We start from the raw sequence: 17,628 nt of genomic DNA, 5'->3' as shown, positions 1-17,628 counted from the left end.
GGTATAGCGGATGTGGATTTATGAAAAAAAACTGCAATATCCGGTCCGCGTCAGCAAATGCGATCCGTATATGGCAAAACTGCTGCTTGAACAGTACGGCGGAGCGGATGGGGAGCTGGCTGCGGCGCTCAGGTACTTGAATCAGCGGTATTCCATACCCGACAAAGTGATCGGGCTGCTGACGGACATCGGCACAGAGGAATTTGCCCATTTGGAAATGATTGCCACAATGGTATACAAACTTACAAAAGACGCCACAATCGAGGAGCTAAAAGCAGCGGGATTGGCCGATCATTACGTTTCCCACGACAGGGGGCTGTTCTATCAAAATGCCGGAGGCGTGCCCTGGACTGCCGCCTACATACAAGCAAAAGGCGACCCGATTGCCGATTTGTACGAGGATATTGCCGCAGAGGAGAAAGCGCGGGCAACTTACCAGTGGCTTATCGACATGACCGACGATGTGGATTTGCAGGATGGGCTGAAATTTTTGCGCGAACGGGAAATCGTGCATTCGCTGCGGTTCCGGGAAGCGGTGGAAATATTGAAGGAGGACAGGGAGCAGAAGAAATTTTACTGAAGAGTGTAAAGAAAAGGCTGCCTGCGGTCGAACTGCTGCCGCGGACAGCCTTTGTTCAGCTAGGAGTTTGACCAGAGGTATATATACAAAATGACAGTAATTATGCAGCGTAAGCGGCAATATATGCAGTTATTATTCAGTGGGTATGCACAAAAGTAACTCCGTCAGACAGACTCCTAGGAAGCGAGGATGCCGAGGTACTCTTTCAGAGCTAAAGCCGTAGCCGACAATCCCGAGTAGGAGGGAATAAAGGCATAGGCATACGCCTGGAGGTCGGCGCTGCTTTGATAGTCGGTCGGGTAGGGCAGAACATCGATTTTCTGCTTTTGAAACTGTTTGACCGATCGGGCCATATGAAAAGCGGAAGTGACCAAAATCGGCTTTTTCCAGTGGTTTTGCTCCAAAATCGCCTTCGTATTGGCGGCGTTTTCTTCCGTATTGCGGCTCGTATCGTCGAGCTTGATAGCCGACTCAGGCACCCCCAAGGCGATCAAATGACGCTTGGCGATTTGCGATTCGTTGCCCGTATCGGCAAAAACCTGCCCGCCGGACAGCACAATCGGCAGCTTCGTCTGCCGGTACAGCTCGGCGACGGTAAGCACGCGTGCGGCTGTACTCGGGCTAGGATGGCCGGTGCCGCCGGTCAAAGGATCAGGAGTGCCCGCAACCGCACCGCCGGTCAGCATGACGAGCGAATCGCCGGCCACCTCGGCCGGAGGCGAATATCTTTTTTCAATCGTATGCAAAAAAGAATTGCCGAGAAAAGGCGTCGAGCATGCATAGAGCAGCAAAGCCGCGAAGCCGACCAAAAAAGAGCTCATGAGCTCTTTTTTTTGCTGGAGCCAAAGGGCGGTGAAGACAAGCAGCACAATAATAATGCCGGGCGGAAACAGCAGCGTATATGCGGTTTTGATCACGTAAAGCATGGGCAAAATTCCTTTCTTTGCGATTAAAAAAACAGCATCGGTCGACTACTTAACTTCGACGGCATTCGCACCAATCCTGCAAGAACGTTGAAATGTTCGCCCGGGGAGGTGAAGTGCTTATGAAGCACCTGAGCGGTTGAACGCTTGAAACCCGAACGCCGAACCCGAACCCTGGAAACCGGAGCCTTGTGCGGAGCCCGAACCCCGAACACCAAACTTTTGCGAGATGTACTTTTGCAGCTTTTTAGCGTGGGAGGTTGGTCGGAGAGGTGTTAACGGGGGAGTTTTCTGTGTTTTGAGAAGACGTAATGGCGTATGCAGTATGTAGCTGACTTAGCTGAAACGGTGGTTTCCGCTTGTCTGAAAAGTAGATGATCGGCCTGGCAGCCTGAATTCCTGCAAAAGTGCAGGTTTTTTCTGGGGAAATGGCTTATTTTTGGGAAAAGCCTGCGATAATGCAGGAATTTTCGACCGTTAAGGGGCCGAGCTGGGGTTTGGGCGGAAAAAGCCTGCAGATTTGCAGGAATTTATCGAGGCAGGAGCGTCAAGGCGCAAAAAAATGTATTTTTGCAGGTTTTTTGCGTGGGAGGTTAGTCGGCGGGGTGTTAGCGGGAGAGTTTTCTGTGTTTTGAGAGACGTAAAGGCGTATGCAGTATGTAGTTGACTTAGTAGCTGAAACGGTGGATTCCGCTGTCTGAAAAGTAGATAATTGGCCTGCAGCTTGAATTCCTGCAAAAGTGCAGGTTTTTTCAGTGAAAATGGCTTGTTTTTAGGAAAAGCCTGCGATAATGCAGGAATTTTCGACCGTTAAGGGGCTGATCCTAGGGTTTGGGCGGAAATGCCTGCAGATTTGCAGGCATTTATCGAGGCAGGTGCGTCAAGGCGCAAAAAGATGTATTTTTGCAGTTTTTTTGCGTGGGAGGTTAGTCGGCGGGGTGTTAGCGGGAGAGTTTTCCGTGTTTTGAGAAGACGTAAAGGCGTATGCAGTATGTAGCTGACTTAGCTGAAACGGTGGTTTCCGCTTGTCTGAAAAGTAGATAATCGGCCTGGCAGCTTGAATTCCTGCAAAAGTGCAGGTTTTTTCTGTGAAAATGGCTTGTTTTTGGGAAAAGCCTGCGATAATGCAGGAATTTTCGACCGTTAAGGGGCTGAGCTGGGGTTTGGACGGAAAAAGCCTGCAGATTTGCAGGAATTTATCGAGGCGGGTGCATTGAGGCGCAAAAAGATGTATTTTTGCAGTTTTTTTGCGTGGGAGGTTGGTCGGTGGGGCGTTAGCGGGGCGGGGAAGTAAGTAGGGACGACGCCATATCCACGTAACGACAAAGACGCCCTCCTCCGACAACTTCATTAAGCTGCCGAAGAGTGGGCGTGCTGTGTCGAAGAGGGCGGACTGAACCGGAGGCGGCGTGCTAAGCCCTAAGGGCGCGCCGAGCCGGGGAATGGCGCGCTACGCCGAAGAGGGCGTGCTAAGCTTCCCGGCCCTGCACCCAGACGCGCTGCAGCTCGAGCTCGGGGCTGACCAGGAGCAGGTCAGCCTGCTTGCCCGGCGCGATCGAGCCGAGCCGGTCGTCCTGGCGCAGCAGCCGCGCCGGGTTGCCGCTCGCGTAGCGGCTCGCTTCCGGGACGCTGACTCCGACCTCGCGCACCATGTAGCGCAGCGCGTCGATCATCGTCAGCGTGCTGCCGGCGAGGCTGCCGCCTTCCGTCAGCCGGGCCACGCCCGCCTGCACGGTCACGGCTTGCCCGCCGAGCTCGTACTGGCCGTCGCCGAGCCCGGCGGCGGACATCGCGTCCGTGATCAGCAGCAGGCCGTGCGGCTGCTTGACCATCGTCAGCAGGCGAATCGCTGCCGGATGCACATGATGCCCATCGGCGATCACTTCGCCGCTGATGCGCGCGTCGGTGAGTACCGCACCGACGGTGCCGGGTTCGCGATGATGGAGTCCCGTCATCGCGTTGAAGGTGTGGACCGCATGCGAGAGCCCCTCGCGAACGGCCGACTGGACGTCGGCATAGCTCGCGTCGGTGTGTCCGCATGCGGCCACGATGCCGTGATCGCGCAGCCACGCGATCATCACGAGCGCCCCCTCGCGTTCGGGGGCGAGGGTCAACTGCCGCACGAGCCCCGGGTAGCGCTCGTGCCAGTCTTCGAGCCACTCGCGCTGCGGCAGCGCGATGTGGCTCGGGTTTTGCGCGCCCGGCCATTTGGGCGAGATGAACGGCCCTTCCAGATGCACGCCGAGCAGTTGGGCGTAAGGCATCGGAGCGCTCATGTAGCTGCTGACTTCGCTCAGCACGCGTTCGATGGCCGCATGCGGCGCCGTCATCGTCGTAGCTAGCATGGAAGTCGTGCCGTGGGCCGCGTGAAAACGGGTGATCGTATCCAGCGTCTGGGGATCCGAATCCATAAAATCCGCACCATAGCCGCCGTGCACGTGAACGTCGATAAATCCGGGAAGCAGCCAGCTTCCCGCCGCATCGATCCGCTCCCCGCCGGGAGCCGGCGCTGCCGCAGAACTGCCGTTATGTTCATGGACGGCAGCGATGAGTCCGTCGATTACACAAACGGTGCCGCGCTCGATTACGCCTTCTTCAGTCACGATGTTCGCATTCGTAATGACCAGTTCGCTCATTGCATATACCTCCCGGCTTCCGCATCGAGCAGGACGACCAGGTGCGGATGCGTCTGCAGCAGAGTGGCCGGTATTTCCGTCGTAATCGGACCGGTCAGGGCACGGCGGACGATGTCCGCTTTATCCGCGCCGCGCACGATGAGCAGCACGGTTTTGGCTTTCAAAATGGTGCCGACCCCCATCGTCAACGCGTGGGTAGGCACTTCTTCCAAAGAATGAAAAAAGCGGGCGTTCGCTTCGCGCGTCTCGGGCTTCAGCTCAACCAGGTGCGTGCCGCTGATCAGCGAATGATCCGGCTCGTTAAAGCCGATATGGCCGTTGTGGCCAAGCCCGAGAATTTGCAGATCGATCTGCTTCGCTTTCTCCAGCTCTTCGTTATACCGGACGCATTCCGCCTCCGGATCCGGCGCATTGCCGTTCGGGATGTGGGCTTGCTCCGGAGGAAGGTCGATATGATCGTACAAATGCCGATTCATGTAAGTGCGGTAGCTTTCCGGGTGGTCCGCCGGCAGCCCGACATATTCGTCGAGATTAAAAGCGGTCACGCCTTTAAAGCTGACCCGTCCTTTTTGATAAGCTTTGACCAGTTCTTCATAGATGCCGACAGGGGTCCCGCCGGTCGCCAGACCGAGGGCGGCTCTGGGCTGCATTTGTACGAGACTGGCGATGATGCCGGCTCCGGCTTCATTCAGCTCCTGCTGGTTTTGAAAAATATGAATGTTCATGACCCGATGCCTCGTTTCCTAAAAAATTTTATGATTTTGACTTCATTTTGATTGAAAAATTCATTTTGTATTCAAATAATTTTCAATTCAATCATAACTGAATTGCGAATGATCGGCAATATGCATTTTTCCAATTATGCTCATTGACTTGTTTGGATATCTTTGACATCCTTATTGAAGAGGATAGCCTGTACTTATGAAGATTTTTTGCCGATCGCAGGAGAGGGAGTTGGAACGATGAATAAAGAGAAACAACCCGAAGCTATGCTGTTTGACCTTGACGGAACGCTGTTTCAAACGGAAACGCTGCTGCTTCCGGCTTATCACGCCACTTTTGACGAACTGAGAAAGCAAGGGCTTCATGAAGGCGAAACGCCGCCGGAGGAGCTGATCCTTGGAGCGCTCGGCATGCTGCTGGAGCATATTTGGCAGCGCGTCATGCCGGAAGCGTCCGCAGAAGCGCGGCGGCAAGCCGACGAACTGCTGCTTCATTACCAGATGGAGGGCCTGAAGCGGGGGGAAGGGCTCTTGTATGAAGGCGTCGCCGAAACGCTGCAGCAGCTTCGCGACCGCGGCATTCGCTTGTTCGTTGCCAGCAACGGACTGGAAGGGTATGTAAAAGGCGTCGTGCAAGCCAAAGGCATCGGGGATTTGTTCGAAGGCCTTTACAGCGCGGGGCAGTACAAGACGAAGTCGAAAGTCGATTTGGTCAAGCTGCTGCTGCAGACGCATGGCGTCAAGTCGGCCTGGATGGTAGGCGACCGTTCCTCGGATGTGGAAGCGGGACTGGGCAACGGGCTGACCGTAGCGGCGTGCGATTATGCCGGATTCCGCGAAAAAGGCGAGCTGGACGGGGCGCATATCCGGATTCAAAGCTTTGCGGAGCTGCTGAACTATTTGTAGAGCGGGGATAAACCGCGAAATAAAATTTACGACCGCACGAATTAGGCACGGCGGCATACACTATTATCATATTGAGAATAAGGTGCTGATAGGGAATGCCTTCTTTTTTAGGAGTGCTGAACATTAACCGGAACGAAGGAACCTTGATTAACGGGGACACCGCTATTGTTTCTCCGACGACCGCGAGCAAATCGTTTGCCGGCGGCGGGGGCGGGATAACCGGGGATTTCGTCATATCCAATACCACTTTTAGCGCAACGATTACCTTTGATCCCCATGTCGCGGAAGCCGGCGTGAACAGGGTAGGGACAGCAGGCTAAGCCAGCATGAAGACCGATTCGAACCGCGGAGGTTCGGGTCGGCAATGTTTTTATCCGAAAAGGTCATCCCCAGGAATGAATTTCCATTTCGAGGGATTGGCCTGTTTTTGCGTGGAAACCTGTTAATTTTGTAGTAGTGATGTTAAATAATTTTCATAGTCTGGACACAGGACGGGTATTAAAATTTAACTTGTAGGCAGGTTAATAAGACAAATATTTTTCGAGGGCTTTCGACTGTATGCGACCGTGATGTAGAGTGAGGCCGAGCCTACCGGAATGCGGTTTCGCGTTTCGCGCTTTTTGGAACCAGAATGTTTGCGACAAGAACAAGGGAGGCTACCAGGTACATGAAACGTAAATTGAAAAGCTTGACGGCATTGACTGTAAGCGCAATCATCACAGGAGGCTTGCTGGCGGGCTGCGGCGGTACGAATGCAGGCGATAAAGGAGGAGCGGCGGCAAGCCCTTCCGACACGAACGCGAAACCGTTCGCAGGCAAAAGAATTACGGCCTATATGGGAAACACCGGCACGACGGATATCATCAAAGCGCAGCTGCCCGAGTTTGAAGCGAAGACCGGCATGAAGGTCGAAATCCAGAGCTTTGCCAATGAACAGCTCAGCCAAAAGCTGACCGTTCAAATGACGGCCGGAAGCGCGGAGCCGGATGTGGCGATGGTTCGCCCCGCCGAGGAAGTGAAGCTGTTCAACCGCAACGGTTGGATGAAGCCGCTCGATGAATACGTGAAGAAGGACCCGAGCTATCAGTTCGAAGATTTCACGAAAGCGGCTCTGGACGCCACGACGGCGGACGGCAAATTGGTAGCGCTGCCGATGGTTACCGAACAGCAGGTTTTGTATTACCGCAAAGATCTGCTGCAAAAAGCCGGTCTGTCGGTGCCCAAAACGCTCGACGAGCTGGAAGCGGCGGTCAAAAAGCTGCACGACCCGAATAACGGCGTGTACGGTTTCGTAGCAAGGGGACAGAAGGGGCCGTTAGTAACGCAGCTTTCGTCGTTCCTGTATTCCGAAGGCGCCGATTTCCAAAGCGGAGACAAGGCGACGGTCAATACGCCCGAAGCGCTCAAAGGCATTACCCGCTATGTCAACCTGCTCAAAAACTACGGTCCTCCGGGAGTGCTCAACATGGGTTGGCCGCAGGCGCAGGGCGTTTTCTCTCAAGGAAAAGCGGCGTTCTTTACGGATACCAGCTCGATTTTGCCGAGCGTCATCGATAAGGAAAAATCGACGATCGTCGATCAAATCGGATTCGCCCAGTTCCCGGCGGGAGCGGCAGGCTCCAAACCGTACAATAATACGGCGTGGGCGATGATGATGAATGCGTCGACCGCGAACAAAGATGCGGCATGGGCTTTCATGCAATGGGCGACGAGCAAGGACATTATGCTCAAAGCGCAGCAAAAAGGGGTACCGGGCGCGCGCGATTCCATCTGGAACGATCCGAACGGCAATACCGGATTCCCGAAAGAATTCATTAGCGTCATCCAGGATTCGCTTAAAGTAGCCGTCGGTCACGACCGTCCTACGATCATCAATGTCGGTCAGGCGCGGGATATTATCGGAGATATCGTGGTCAAAGGCTTGATGAACGAGGATATCAAAGCTTCCGCCGATAAAGCGAACAAAGATTTTCAGGATCTGATCGACAAAGAAAAGACGAAGTAGACAGATAAACCGTTAAGGAGAGAGTGGAGAGTATGCGTACAGGTTGGCTGGATAAAAATATCAAATGGGCATTCACTTTGCCTGCGGTATTGTTCGTGCTGATCATGATGGCGTTTCCGATTTTTTACACGTTTCGGATCAGCTTCTACGACTGGAGTATGTCGGCCGCCAATCCTTCTACGTGGGTGGGCTTGGACAATTATAAGCATTTGTTGTCGGAGCAGAGGTTTTGGAGCGCTGTCGGGTCGACCTTTTATTTCACAGGCTTGTCGCTGGCGGTTGAAACTGTGCTGGGCACGGCCATCGCGCTCGTCTTGTACAAAGAGTTCAGAGGCAAAAATTTGGCGAAAACGTTGTTCCTGCTGCCGATGGTAGCGACTCCCGTAGCAATGGGACTCGTATGGCTGCTCATTTACGAGCCGTCCATCGGCGGCGCCAACGCCGTCCTGCGGCTTTTTGGCTTACCTGCCGTGGACTGGCTGGGCAGCGCGAGGCAGGTTATTCCGTCCTTGTCGATCATCGACATTTGGCAGTGGACGCCGATGATCAGCTTGATCGTCATGGCGGGACTGTCGACGCTGCCGCACGAGCCTTACGAAGCAGCGGATGTCGACGGCGCTTCGTCCCTGCAGAAGCTGCTTTTCATTACTTTGCCCTTGCTGCGCCCAACCATCATGGTGGCTGTCATGCTCAGGCTGATCGATGTGCTCAAGACGTTCGACATTATTTATGCAACGACGCAGGGGGGGCCCGGGAACGCCTCGGAAACGCTGAACATTTATTCGTACGTCCAGGGCTTCCAGTACTTCAAGCTCGGCATGGCGTCCTCGCTGCTCGTCATATTTTTCTCGATCGTCCTCGGCCTGACCTTGATTTTCATCTGGATGCGCAAACGATTGGGGGTGCAGTAAGCGGTGGAGCAAACAAAGCCGAAACTTGGCGTTACGATAGCGGCATGGCTGATCGTGTTGGTGTTTTTGACGCCGTTTATTTGGATGATTCTGGCGTCGTTCAAGACGCAGGCGCAAATGATGTCGCCCGCGCAAACGTTCATTTTCAAGCCGACCGTGAAAAATTACTCGGCCGTGTTCGAGCAGTACAATTTTATCAAATATATCGTCAACAGCCTGATCGTCGCTGTCGGCTCGACGCTCGGCTCGCTGCTGCTGGGCCTTCCGGCGGCATACGCGATAGCGCGCTACCGGCTGCAGGGACTCGGGCTGCTGCTGCTGGTGGCGAGAATTATTCCGGCCATCACCTTTTTGATTCCGTGGTTCATTTTGTTCACGCAGGTGAAGTTGATCGATACGTATTTGGCGCTTATTTTGAGCCACATGCTCGTCGGCATGCCGTTTATCGCCTGGATCATGATTTCTTTCTTCGAGGCGCTTCCGATTGAGATCGAAGAGGCGGCGATGATCGACGGCTGCAGCAAAGTCAAAGTGTTTCTGAACATCGTGCTTCCGGTTTCCGGAGCGGGCATTATTACTTCTTCCTTGATGTCGATCATTTTCTCATGGAACAATTTTATGTTTTCGCTTATTCTTGCCGGAGAAAAGACGAAGACGCTGCCTGTCGCCGTATTCAACTTTATTTCCTATTCCGATGTGAACTGGGGAGGGCTGATGGCCGCAGCTTGCATCATCACGCTTCCGGTGCTCATCATCGCGCTGGTCGCCCAACGCTATATCGTCAGCGGTTTGGCCGCGGGCGCGGTTAAAGGATAAGACGGCAAACGATATCGGTATACTTCCGGGCTCCGCAAGCGGTATGATGGACCATATACAACATTGTGCAGCAGAGGAGATCCGGAGTTATGGCGATCATTCGTAAAGTTAATACGTTCGGCAAAGTGCTTTTGCTTGTGTGCTTGCTGCTCGCGCCCATTATTATTTTGTACGCCTACTCGCACCAGGTGAGCGTGAATGTAGTCAGGGAAAATATCGAGAACGAGAACCGCAACCGGCTCTCTTTCTTTATTTCCCAGATGGAATCGGCCGTCGAGCAGTTGACCAAGTTCTCGGTCGTCGTCAGCAGAGATTCGGGCGTCAAGGAATTTCTCGCCAACCGGCAAACGATGCAGCCGCTCGAACGGCTCCAGAAGCAAACCCGGATTCTGGAAATGCTGAATCTGCAAATTTTGACAAGCGGCTGGAATAACCAGATCGTGCTGCATTTGCGGGATACGAAGGAAGTCATTTCTACGGATTATTCCGTCGCATACGATGAGAATTACTTGCAAAACGCCCAACTTCGCAAATGGTCGCATCACGATGCGGTCCTTATGGGGACGAATCAGTCCTATTTTTCGGTAATCCGCAATGCCGACATTCCGGATCTGCTCATCGAAGTGCGTTTTACAGACGACAATATAAAAAATATGCTCAAGCAGCTGAAGCAGGGCGGAGCCGGAGAACCGTTTTTGTACAGCCGGGGCAGCGAGCCGATCATCAATTACAGCGCAGACCACAACGTCGTAAGCGGACTGGTCGCTTATTTGAACGGACAATCCCTTCCTAACGCCGGGCACGAAACCGTAACGCTCGATAAGAAAAAGTTTATCGTCAACTATGTCCGCTCGGACAGTTTGGACTGGTATTTGGTCGATTACGTGCCGCTCGAACATATTTTAACGCCCATTACAACGAGCCGGAACTTGTTCTACGTATCGATCGCCCTGCTGCTGGGCCTGAGCATTCTGGCGACTTTGCTGCTGTACCGCAACGTGCAGAGGCCGATCCAACTGCTGCTGCGCGGCGTGAAGCGGATCAAAAGCGGCCAATATTCCACCCGGCTGCAGCAGCAGCCGAACAATGAATTCGATTTTTTGTTCGCCAGTTTCAACGAAATGGCCGAGCAGATTCAGGAATTGATCGAAACCGTGTATGCGGAGAAGCTGCGGTCCCGGGAAGCTACGCTCAAGCAGCTGCAATCCCAGATCAATCCCCATTTTTTGTATAATTGTTTGTTTTACATCAAGAACATGGCGAATTTGGGGCAAAAAGAAGCCGTCGTTGCGATGGCGCTGAGCCTGGGCGAATATTACCGCTATACGATCAGGCTGGAGAACAATATGACGACCATTCGGGAAGAAATCCAGCTTGTGACCAATTATTTGACGATTCAAAATTTGCGCATTCAGCGCTTCGATTACGCAATCGACATTCCGGAAGCGATGCTTGAGCTGGAAATTCCGCGGCTGCTCATTCAGCCCGTCGTGGAAAATGCGGTTATCCACGGCATTGAAAACAGCCTGGAATACGGGCTTATCGAGATTAGCGGAGACTGCTCGGACGGCAAATACCGCATCGTCGTGGACGATAACGGAGGGGGCTTGTCGCAGCAGGCGATAGATGCGCTGCACAGAAAGCTGTCGCTGCAAATGGACGACGAGATGGGATGCGGCATATGGAACGTTCATCAGCGGCTGGTCCATCTGTACAAAGGCAAGTCCGGCCTGCGCTTGTCCCGGTCGCCGCGCGGCGGACTGCGGGTCGAGCTGATCTGGGAGGACAACGATAAGCAGTAGCGGCAGGAGGCGGTAAGCATGTTTCATTTGTTGGTTGTGGACGACGAGGCGAGCGTGGTGGACAGCTTGGCGGATACGCTGCCTTGGCAGGAGATCGGCATAACGGCCGTGTTCAAGGCGTATTCCGGCTATGAGGCGTTGGAAATTTTGAAAACGAATTCCGTCGATATTTTGATCTCCGACATTCGGATGCCGGGTATGAGCGGCCTGGAGCTGCTTGAACAGGTTCAGCGCAGCTGGAGAAAAACGAAATGCATCCTGCTTTCGGGCTACGCCGAATTTCATTACGCCCAGCAGGCGATACAGCACAAAACGGTCGATTATTTGCTCAAACCGATCAGCGATGAAGATATTTTGAGCAAAGTACAGGGCGTCGTCAGCCTGCTCCGTACCGAGAGGGAGGAGAACCTGACTTACCAGCGCGCCGCGAAAGCTTTTCGCGAGCACCTGCCCCGGATCCGGGGGGAATTGCTGGGCGACTTGCTGCAAGGAAGACGGTTTTCTCCGGAACGTTTGCAAGAAGAGCTGGAGATGCTGGACATTCCCGTAAGCCCGGAGGACCCCTTCGCTTTTATGCTGGTGCGCCTTGAAGATAATTTTGCCGAGATGGACGCGTTCAGCTTGTCGCTCATTGAATATGCGGTCGGCAATATGGCGGAGGAAATTTTCGAAGGCGCGTTTCAAATATGGCAGTGCAAAGATGTGCACGGCTACCTCGTGTTTCTCGTCAACTGCGCCCGCGGGAAGGCCGGAGAGCCGGCAAGCGCGGAATGCGGCCTGGAGGATGCGGCCGCGCAGTTTCAATTGCTGGCGTCGCAGCTGCAAATCAGCATCAAGCACTACTTGAAAGGCGTTACGTCCGTTCTGGTGAGCGGCTGGGGGACATTTCCCGGCGACATTCATGCCAGGTATCAGGGCATGCTGTCGGCTTTGCGCAAACAGCTGGGCGGAAGCAGCGGGCTGTTTATTACGGTGACCGAAGAAACATGGCCTTCATCGGTTCATTCGCTGCAAACGCTGCATGAGCCCCCGCTGCTCGTTCATTTGCTCGAATCGGGCGACTGGAGGCAGATCCGGGAAAAGCTGGACAACGTGTTCGGTGAGCTGAACGCCAAAAACGCCGATTCGCCCGAATATTTGACTGAAGTTTTTTTCGGCGTGTATGCGGCTTTCAGTTCTTTCGCCCACAAGAGCGGCCGCAAGCTGGAAGAGATGATCGGAAGCGCGCTTTCCGATATTTCCGGTCTCGGGCCTAGCCGTTCGATGGCCGCCCTGCGGAAATGGGCGTACCAGGCTCTTGAGCTGCTGCAAAGCTTTATGGACAACGAGACGAAAAGCAGCCGCGAAACGGTAGTCAAAAAAATTCAGAGCTTCGTGCAGAAGCATCTGGTCGAGGACGTGTCGCTGCAGGCGATCGCAGACACGATGTTCATGCATCCGGTGCACGTATCGCGGATTTACAAGCTGGAAACCGGCGAAAATCTCAGCGACTACGTGTTTCGCCTGAAGATGGAGAAAGCCGCCGTCATGCTGACGAACAGCTCGCTCAAAAACTACGAGATCGCCCTGCAGCTCGGCTACCAGAATCCGAACTATTTTATAAAAGTGTTTAAAAAATATTACTCGCTTACGCCGCAGGAATTTCGCTTGAAGCTTGCGGAAAGCAAGTAGAATCGTTCAAGTCGATGAGGGAGGTTTTGGCTGAAATGGAACAAAAATATAAAATATTGGTAACTGCTACGAACTATTCGGTTTTGTGCGCGGAAGCGAAACAGCTGCTGCTGGACAACGGGTGCGAAGTGATCGAGAACCGGCTGGGCCGGCCGCATACGTTCGAGGAACTGAAGCCGCTTGTCGGGGACATCGACGGCGTGGTGGCGGGTGTCGATACGTGGAATGAAGATGTGTTTCGGATCGCGCCGAAGCTGAAGGTCATTTCCCGCTTTGGCGTAGGCGTCGACAATATCGATCTGGCGAAGGCGCGGGAGTACGGCGTTCAAGTAACCAACGTGCCCGGGGGCAACGCCAACGCGGTCGCCGAATTGACGGTCGGACTCATCCTCGCTCTAATCCGCAATGTGCCGGCGCTTCATCAATCGGCAAGACAAGGCTATTGGGACCGCTTTGTAGGCAGTGAAATTGCCGGAAAAACGGTCGGTCTGCTCGGATTCGGCAACATCGCCCAGATGGTCGCCCGCAAATTGCAAGGTTTTGACGTTCGTCTTATCGCTTATGATAAATATCCGAATACAGCGAAGGCGGAGGAGCTGCACGTAACTTTTGCCGGCTGCGAGGAAGTGCTCCGACAAAGCGACGTCGTCAGCATGCACATGCCGAGCCTGAAAGAGACGTTCAAGATGATGAGCCGCGACCAATTCGCCATGATGAAGCGCAGCGCGGTCTTCGTCAATACGGCGAGAGGAGCTTTGGTCGACGAAGAAGCGCTTCACGAAGCGCTGCGCACATCCGTCATTGCCGGAGCGGCCATCGATGTTTATCAGCAGGAGCCGGCGGCCAAGGACAATCCGCTGTTTCAACTGGACAATATGATTACAACGCCGCACACGGCAGCCGAAACTTATGAAACGTATCGCAAAGTAAGTCTCGTTACGGCACAAGCAATCCTTGACGCATTGTCCGGTAAAACGCCGCAAAACCTCCTGGAAGCATGATCCCGGAGGTTATGGCAAGCCGGAATGCCGTCACGGCGCCGGCTTCCTTGTCGTTTTAGGCCTTGCTCTTCTTCTGCCGCAGCACCCACAACGCGTACTCCAGAGGGCGCACTAAGGATGCATGATAGGTGGAGGTTTGGCCGGTGCGGAGAAATATTTCGCGCGAAGGCTTCGGGTTGACTTCGATCAGCCAAATATTCCCTTTAGCATCGATGGCCATGTCCAGCCCCAACTCGCACAGTTTGCCGAATCTGTTCTCCAGGTAGGCGGCCAGCTTGTGAGCGAAGCCGTAAAGCTCGCTTTTGATCTCGGCGATTTTGCCGTCGGCCGCAAAACGCTGCACGAGCAAGCTGTCCAGCGTTACTGCGCTGCCGCCTCCGTGGAGATTGGACGTTATGCTGCGGTGGGGCCCTATGCGTCCGGCGCAGCCGGTTACTTCCCACTCGCCATTGCGGTTCTTTTGGATCAGGAGCCGGTAGTCATGCACGCGGCCGTTTTTCAGCGTCAGCGGAATGCCCTGCTGTACGACGTAATCCGGGCCTAAATTCATCGTCTGAAGCTTGATCAAAAGCTGTTTTTCCGGGGACCGGAACGGGGACAAAATGGCGCGCTGCTGATTGCGTCCCTGCATCAGATAAAGGTCTTTGGCGACCTGCTCGATCCGCAGTATGCCTCTCCCGCCCGTGCCGTTCTTCGGTTTGACGTAAATCTGCTTATGCTTTTTCAAAAAGCCCATAAGATCCTTGGGGCTGCTGAATCGAACGGTAGCGGGCAAATATTTGCGAATGGTTTCATCCTCGCTGAGCGTTTTATGCATTGACCATTTATTGACCAGCGGCCTGCTTAAATAAATGACATTCGCATGTTTTTTGCGAAATGCCTGCAGCATATTATAAAATTCCGCCCCTTGAGAACGGCATCTGTCGTATACGATCGGAGGAAACGAAGTTCTCCGGCGAACCCATTTCCCCTGGGCGTCATCATAAACCAACACGCGAACCTGGTTTCCGTTTTCCACGTCATCCGGCCTGAACACTTCGATTTGCAGCCCCAGCTTCTTTCCTTCCCGGCTCAGCTTTCGGAAATAAGCAAACTCCTCAAACCCGGTATTGTGATCATAAACAGCGAGTACGCCCAGTCGTTTCGGAGCCAAGGCGCTTCACCTTCTTCCTCCTCGATTCGTCAGGTACTGACTGTAGCGGATAATGCGCTCAAGCGATTTGCGGCGAATTTCCGGTTCATCGAATTTCATCGGTTTGGAGTTGGCTTCGAAAAACCAGATCCGGCCGGTCGTATCGATTCCGAGATCCATCGACATTTCCCCCAGCTGATTGCCGGAGGCTCTTTCTATTTGTCTGGAAAGCGTGACGGCGGCCCGCTTGGTCCGCTTGAGAATCTGATCCGCTTCTTTCGATCCGAAGGTTTGGGTAAGCAGTTTCCGCGGGTCGTCGATCGAGCCTCCGCGCGGCACGTGGGTCGTGATGCTCGCTTTGCCGGCTACGCGGGCGCCGATTCCGGTAACGCTCCACGAGCCTTTGGCGGTTTTCTGAATCAGCGTGCGCAGATCGAAAGCCCGCTGTTTATATCGGCTCAGAGGAATGCCCTGCTGCGCGATATATTCTTTGGAACCGCGAATCCGGTTCACCATTTGCCAGAGCTCGTCGATGGAGCTGTGCATCGAGTACTGCATTTCTTTGTTTTCCTGCCTGCTGAGCCGGTATTCGGTCTCCTTGTTTTTGCCGGTGATTCTATCCAGCCGCATAATTCCTCTGCCGGCTTTGCCTTTGGCCGGTTTCAAGTATACGACGGGATGTTGTTTCAGCAGTCGTTCCAGGTCGTCTGCGCCGGTCAACTGATGTGTTTCGGGAATGTAGGGCCGGCTTGCCTTCGATTTTTTCAACCATTCGAACAGAGTCAGCTTGTTGAAGAACGACGGATTGAACAAGGAGGTCTGGTTGCTGCGCATGCACGTTTGAATGATTTGCTGTACTTCCGGCTGCAGCTCCATTTTACGGTAAGGAATCCGGTTGTAAATAACGCGCGGAGAGGGGACGGGTCCTCTGCTCCATTTTTTTTTGGCGAAATCGTAGCGGTATCCTTTCATTTGGCCGCCCGAGAGTGTAAAGTCACCGGTCGTTACGACGTACACATCCATGCCGAGCTCACTGCCGGTGCGGATAATGTCCACAAAGTTGCCCAGATTCCCCCGAAATATGCGTCCGCTATCTTTCACTGTCAAAATGGCCAGCGTAGGCTTCTGGCCTCGCTCCTGAAGGATGTATCCCATTAAATATCCCTCCTTGAGCGAAACCGGCTCAGATACAGACAGTGATCGAAAATATAGGACAGCGACGCTTTATCTCCATCCTTTAACGAAGGGTGTTTGAAAATCGATCTGCCCGGCTTGGCGTTCGCTTCGAACATCCAAATTTTTTCGTTTTGATCGATGCCGATATCGAATCCGAGTTCGCCGAGCAGGTGATTGTAGTTTTTCTCGATAGCTTCGGCGAGCTTGACGGCCGTTTCCTTGGCGTTTGTGAGCACATGATCGGCGCGGTGTCCGTATATTTGCCGAAGCACTTGCTCGATCGTCATCAGTTGTCCGCCGTTGCGGATGTGCGTAGTGACGCTGCCTTTGCCCGCTTTCTTGGCGCCGATAGCCGCTACGACCCAATTGTTGCTGCCGTTCTTCGTCATATGAAAGCGGAAGTCGATCGGGCAGCCGTCGATTTCGATCAGGCGGATGCCCTGCTGCGCCACGTAATTCGTCAATCGTCCGCGGCCGGTGCCGAGCATCCGCATCAAGCCTTCGAATTTGGAGTAGCGGATCAGCACGTTTTTGCCGTTTTTTCTGTAGCGCACGAAATAGCCCCGGTTCGAGTTATACGTGACGCGGTAAATTCCGATGCCGAGACTGCCGCCGGTCGGCTTCAAATAAATGAATTTATGTTTATCCAACATTTCTTTAATTTGCTCGGGGGAAGGGTTGATGTGCGACTCCGGAACGAACTTGAAGGCGTCGTCGCCGTCCAGCATTTTGTATACATCCCATTTGTCAAAGAAGCTCCAGTTAAACAGCGGAATGCCCCTGCGCACGAAACGCTCTTTGAATCCCTGAATTCCCGCGGTTTTTTCGGCTTTGCGGCTGGATAAGCGATTGTAGATGACATCGGGAAGCGGGAACGTTTTGCGGGCCCAGCCTCCGCTGTCATTGGGAACGATGCCCGATACTGTCTCCTGAGTCCAGTTGACGTCGGACGGGCTGAACGCGAAATGAAACGATCTGTTGACGCCGGTATTGATGATTTGCTTGATAAACCCGGTCTTGGTGCCGAAAGGGGCGGATTTGCTGCCGGTAATATTCGTTAATATACCGATTACAGGGCCGAGCCGGATTTCGTTGTTGCTGCTGGCCGCCATGACGCTGCCTATTCTCGGAATGCGCAGGCTGCCCATCAAGGACAGCGGAATATATAAATGCTGACCGGGCTTCTTGATCAGGCGAACCGGCAGCACCGCCGATTTGCTGCCCGACTTTACGGTAATCGTCTTGACGCCGGTTAACCGCAAAGCTTTGACGAGTTCGCTTGATAAGTAGAGCGATCGGTCCGGTCTTCGTATGGCGTGGAGCGTGCACGTAGTCAAACTCATTAGG

At 53.8% G+C, this 17,628-nt stretch carries 15 protein-coding genes; 9 read left to right on the top strand and 6 right to left on the bottom strand.

Going from position 1 to position 17,628, the window contains the following annotated elements; translation table 11 throughout:
* The first annotated feature begins 10 nt into the window (after nt 1-10).
* Nucleotides 11-580: a manganese catalase family protein gene (locus tag AC0LWT_RS03190; RefSeq protein WP_474679752.1), complete on the top strand. Its 570-nt coding sequence runs from the start codon at nt 11-13 to the stop codon at nt 578-580.
* Between the two features lie 176 nt (nt 581-756).
* Here AC0LWT_RS03190 and AC0LWT_RS03185 read toward each other — a convergent pair whose 3' ends face one another.
* From AC0LWT_RS03185 to nagB, 3 genes are all read right to left on the bottom strand, one after another.
* Nucleotides 757-1,506, bottom strand: coding sequence for a YdcF family protein (locus tag AC0LWT_RS03185; RefSeq protein WP_474679751.1), 750 nt, complete (start codon nt 1,504-1,506; stop codon nt 757-759).
* A 1,466-nt stretch (nt 1,507-2,972) separates the two neighbouring features.
* Entirely contained in the window at nt 2,973-4,139 is a 1,167-nt protein-coding gene (gene nagA / locus AC0LWT_RS03180; protein ID WP_474679750.1) for an N-acetylglucosamine-6-phosphate deacetylase, read from the bottom strand.
* The gene (gene nagB, locus AC0LWT_RS03175; protein ID WP_474679749.1) at nt 4,136-4,864 is read right to left on the bottom strand and encodes a glucosamine-6-phosphate deaminase; all 729 of its coding nucleotides are present in this window, start codon (nt 4,862-4,864) and stop codon (nt 4,136-4,138) included. Before nagB ends, nagA begins: the two co-directional genes overlap by 4 nt.
* Before the next feature lie 237 nt (nt 4,865-5,101).
* On the opposite strand from nagB, the gene AC0LWT_RS03170 reads away from it, so the two are divergent.
* The 8 genes from AC0LWT_RS03170 to AC0LWT_RS03135 all read left to right on the top strand — a co-directional run bounded on the left by AC0LWT_RS03170 (nt 5,102) and on the right by AC0LWT_RS03135 (nt 13,973).
* The gene (locus tag AC0LWT_RS03170; RefSeq protein WP_474679748.1) at nt 5,102-5,767 is read left to right on the top strand and encodes an HAD family hydrolase; all 666 of its coding nucleotides are present in this window, start codon (nt 5,102-5,104) and stop codon (nt 5,765-5,767) included.
* A 95-nt stretch (nt 5,768-5,862) separates the two neighbouring features.
* Entirely contained in the window at nt 5,863-6,087 is a 225-nt protein-coding gene (locus AC0LWT_RS03165) for a spore germination protein (RefSeq protein ID WP_474679747.1), read from the top strand.
* A 347-nt stretch (nt 6,088-6,434) separates the two neighbouring features.
* The gene (locus AC0LWT_RS03160; RefSeq protein ID WP_474679746.1) at nt 6,435-7,772 is read left to right on the top strand and encodes an ABC transporter substrate-binding protein; all 1,338 of its coding nucleotides are present in this window, start codon (nt 6,435-6,437) and stop codon (nt 7,770-7,772) included.
* Between the two features lie 32 nt (nt 7,773-7,804).
* Nucleotides 7,805-8,683 carry a carbohydrate ABC transporter permease gene (locus AC0LWT_RS03155; protein WP_474679745.1) on the top strand — a complete coding sequence of 293 codons (879 nt, stop codon included), beginning with the start codon at nt 7,805-7,807 and terminating at the stop codon, nt 8,681-8,683.
* Nucleotides 8,684-8,686: 3 nt separating this feature from the next.
* Nucleotides 8,687-9,499: a carbohydrate ABC transporter permease gene (locus tag AC0LWT_RS03150; RefSeq protein WP_474679744.1), complete on the top strand. Its 813-nt coding sequence runs from the start codon at nt 8,687-8,689 to the stop codon at nt 9,497-9,499.
* An 89-nt stretch (nt 9,500-9,588) separates the two neighbouring features.
* Complete coding sequence (locus AC0LWT_RS03145; protein ID WP_474679743.1) at nt 9,589-11,301, top strand: sensor histidine kinase; 1,713 nt, start codon at nt 9,589-9,591, stop codon at nt 11,299-11,301.
* Nucleotides 11,302-11,319: 18 nt separating this feature from the next.
* Entirely contained in the window at nt 11,320-12,972 is a 1,653-nt protein-coding gene (locus tag AC0LWT_RS03140) for a response regulator (RefSeq protein ID WP_474679742.1), read from the top strand.
* 35 nt (nt 12,973-13,007) lie between these two features.
* Nucleotides 13,008-13,973, top strand: coding sequence for a phosphoglycerate dehydrogenase (locus tag AC0LWT_RS03135; RefSeq protein WP_474679741.1), 966 nt, complete (start codon nt 13,008-13,010; stop codon nt 13,971-13,973).
* A gap of 55 nt (nt 13,974-14,028) precedes the next feature.
* On the opposite strand, the gene AC0LWT_RS03130 is transcribed toward AC0LWT_RS03135, so the two are convergent.
* Genes AC0LWT_RS03130 through AC0LWT_RS03120 form a run of 3 tightly spaced genes read right to left on the bottom strand, consistent with a single transcriptional unit; the run spans nt 14,029 to nt 17,624 of the window.
* Nucleotides 14,029-15,126, bottom strand: a complete 1,098-nt coding sequence (locus tag AC0LWT_RS03130; protein ID WP_474679740.1) for a YheC/YheD family endospore coat-associated protein — start codon at nt 15,124-15,126, stop codon at nt 14,029-14,031.
* A 6-nt stretch (nt 15,127-15,132) separates the two neighbouring features.
* Complete coding sequence (locus AC0LWT_RS03125; RefSeq protein WP_474679739.1) at nt 15,133-16,260, bottom strand: YheC/YheD family endospore coat-associated protein; 1,128 nt, start codon at nt 16,258-16,260, stop codon at nt 15,133-15,135.
* The gene (locus tag AC0LWT_RS03120; protein ID WP_474679738.1) at nt 16,260-17,624 is read right to left on the bottom strand and encodes a YheC/YheD family endospore coat-associated protein; all 1,365 of its coding nucleotides are present in this window, start codon (nt 17,622-17,624) and stop codon (nt 16,260-16,262) included. Before AC0LWT_RS03120 ends, AC0LWT_RS03125 begins: the two co-directional genes overlap by 1 nt.
* Between the last annotated feature and the right edge of the window lie 4 nt (nt 17,625-17,628).

The sequence above is a fragment of the Paenibacillus sp. sgz302164 genome (genome assembly GCF_056120505.1).
The sequence above is the reverse complement of the archived record's forward strand: the minus strand, read 5'-3'. Positions and strand labels throughout refer to the sequence as shown.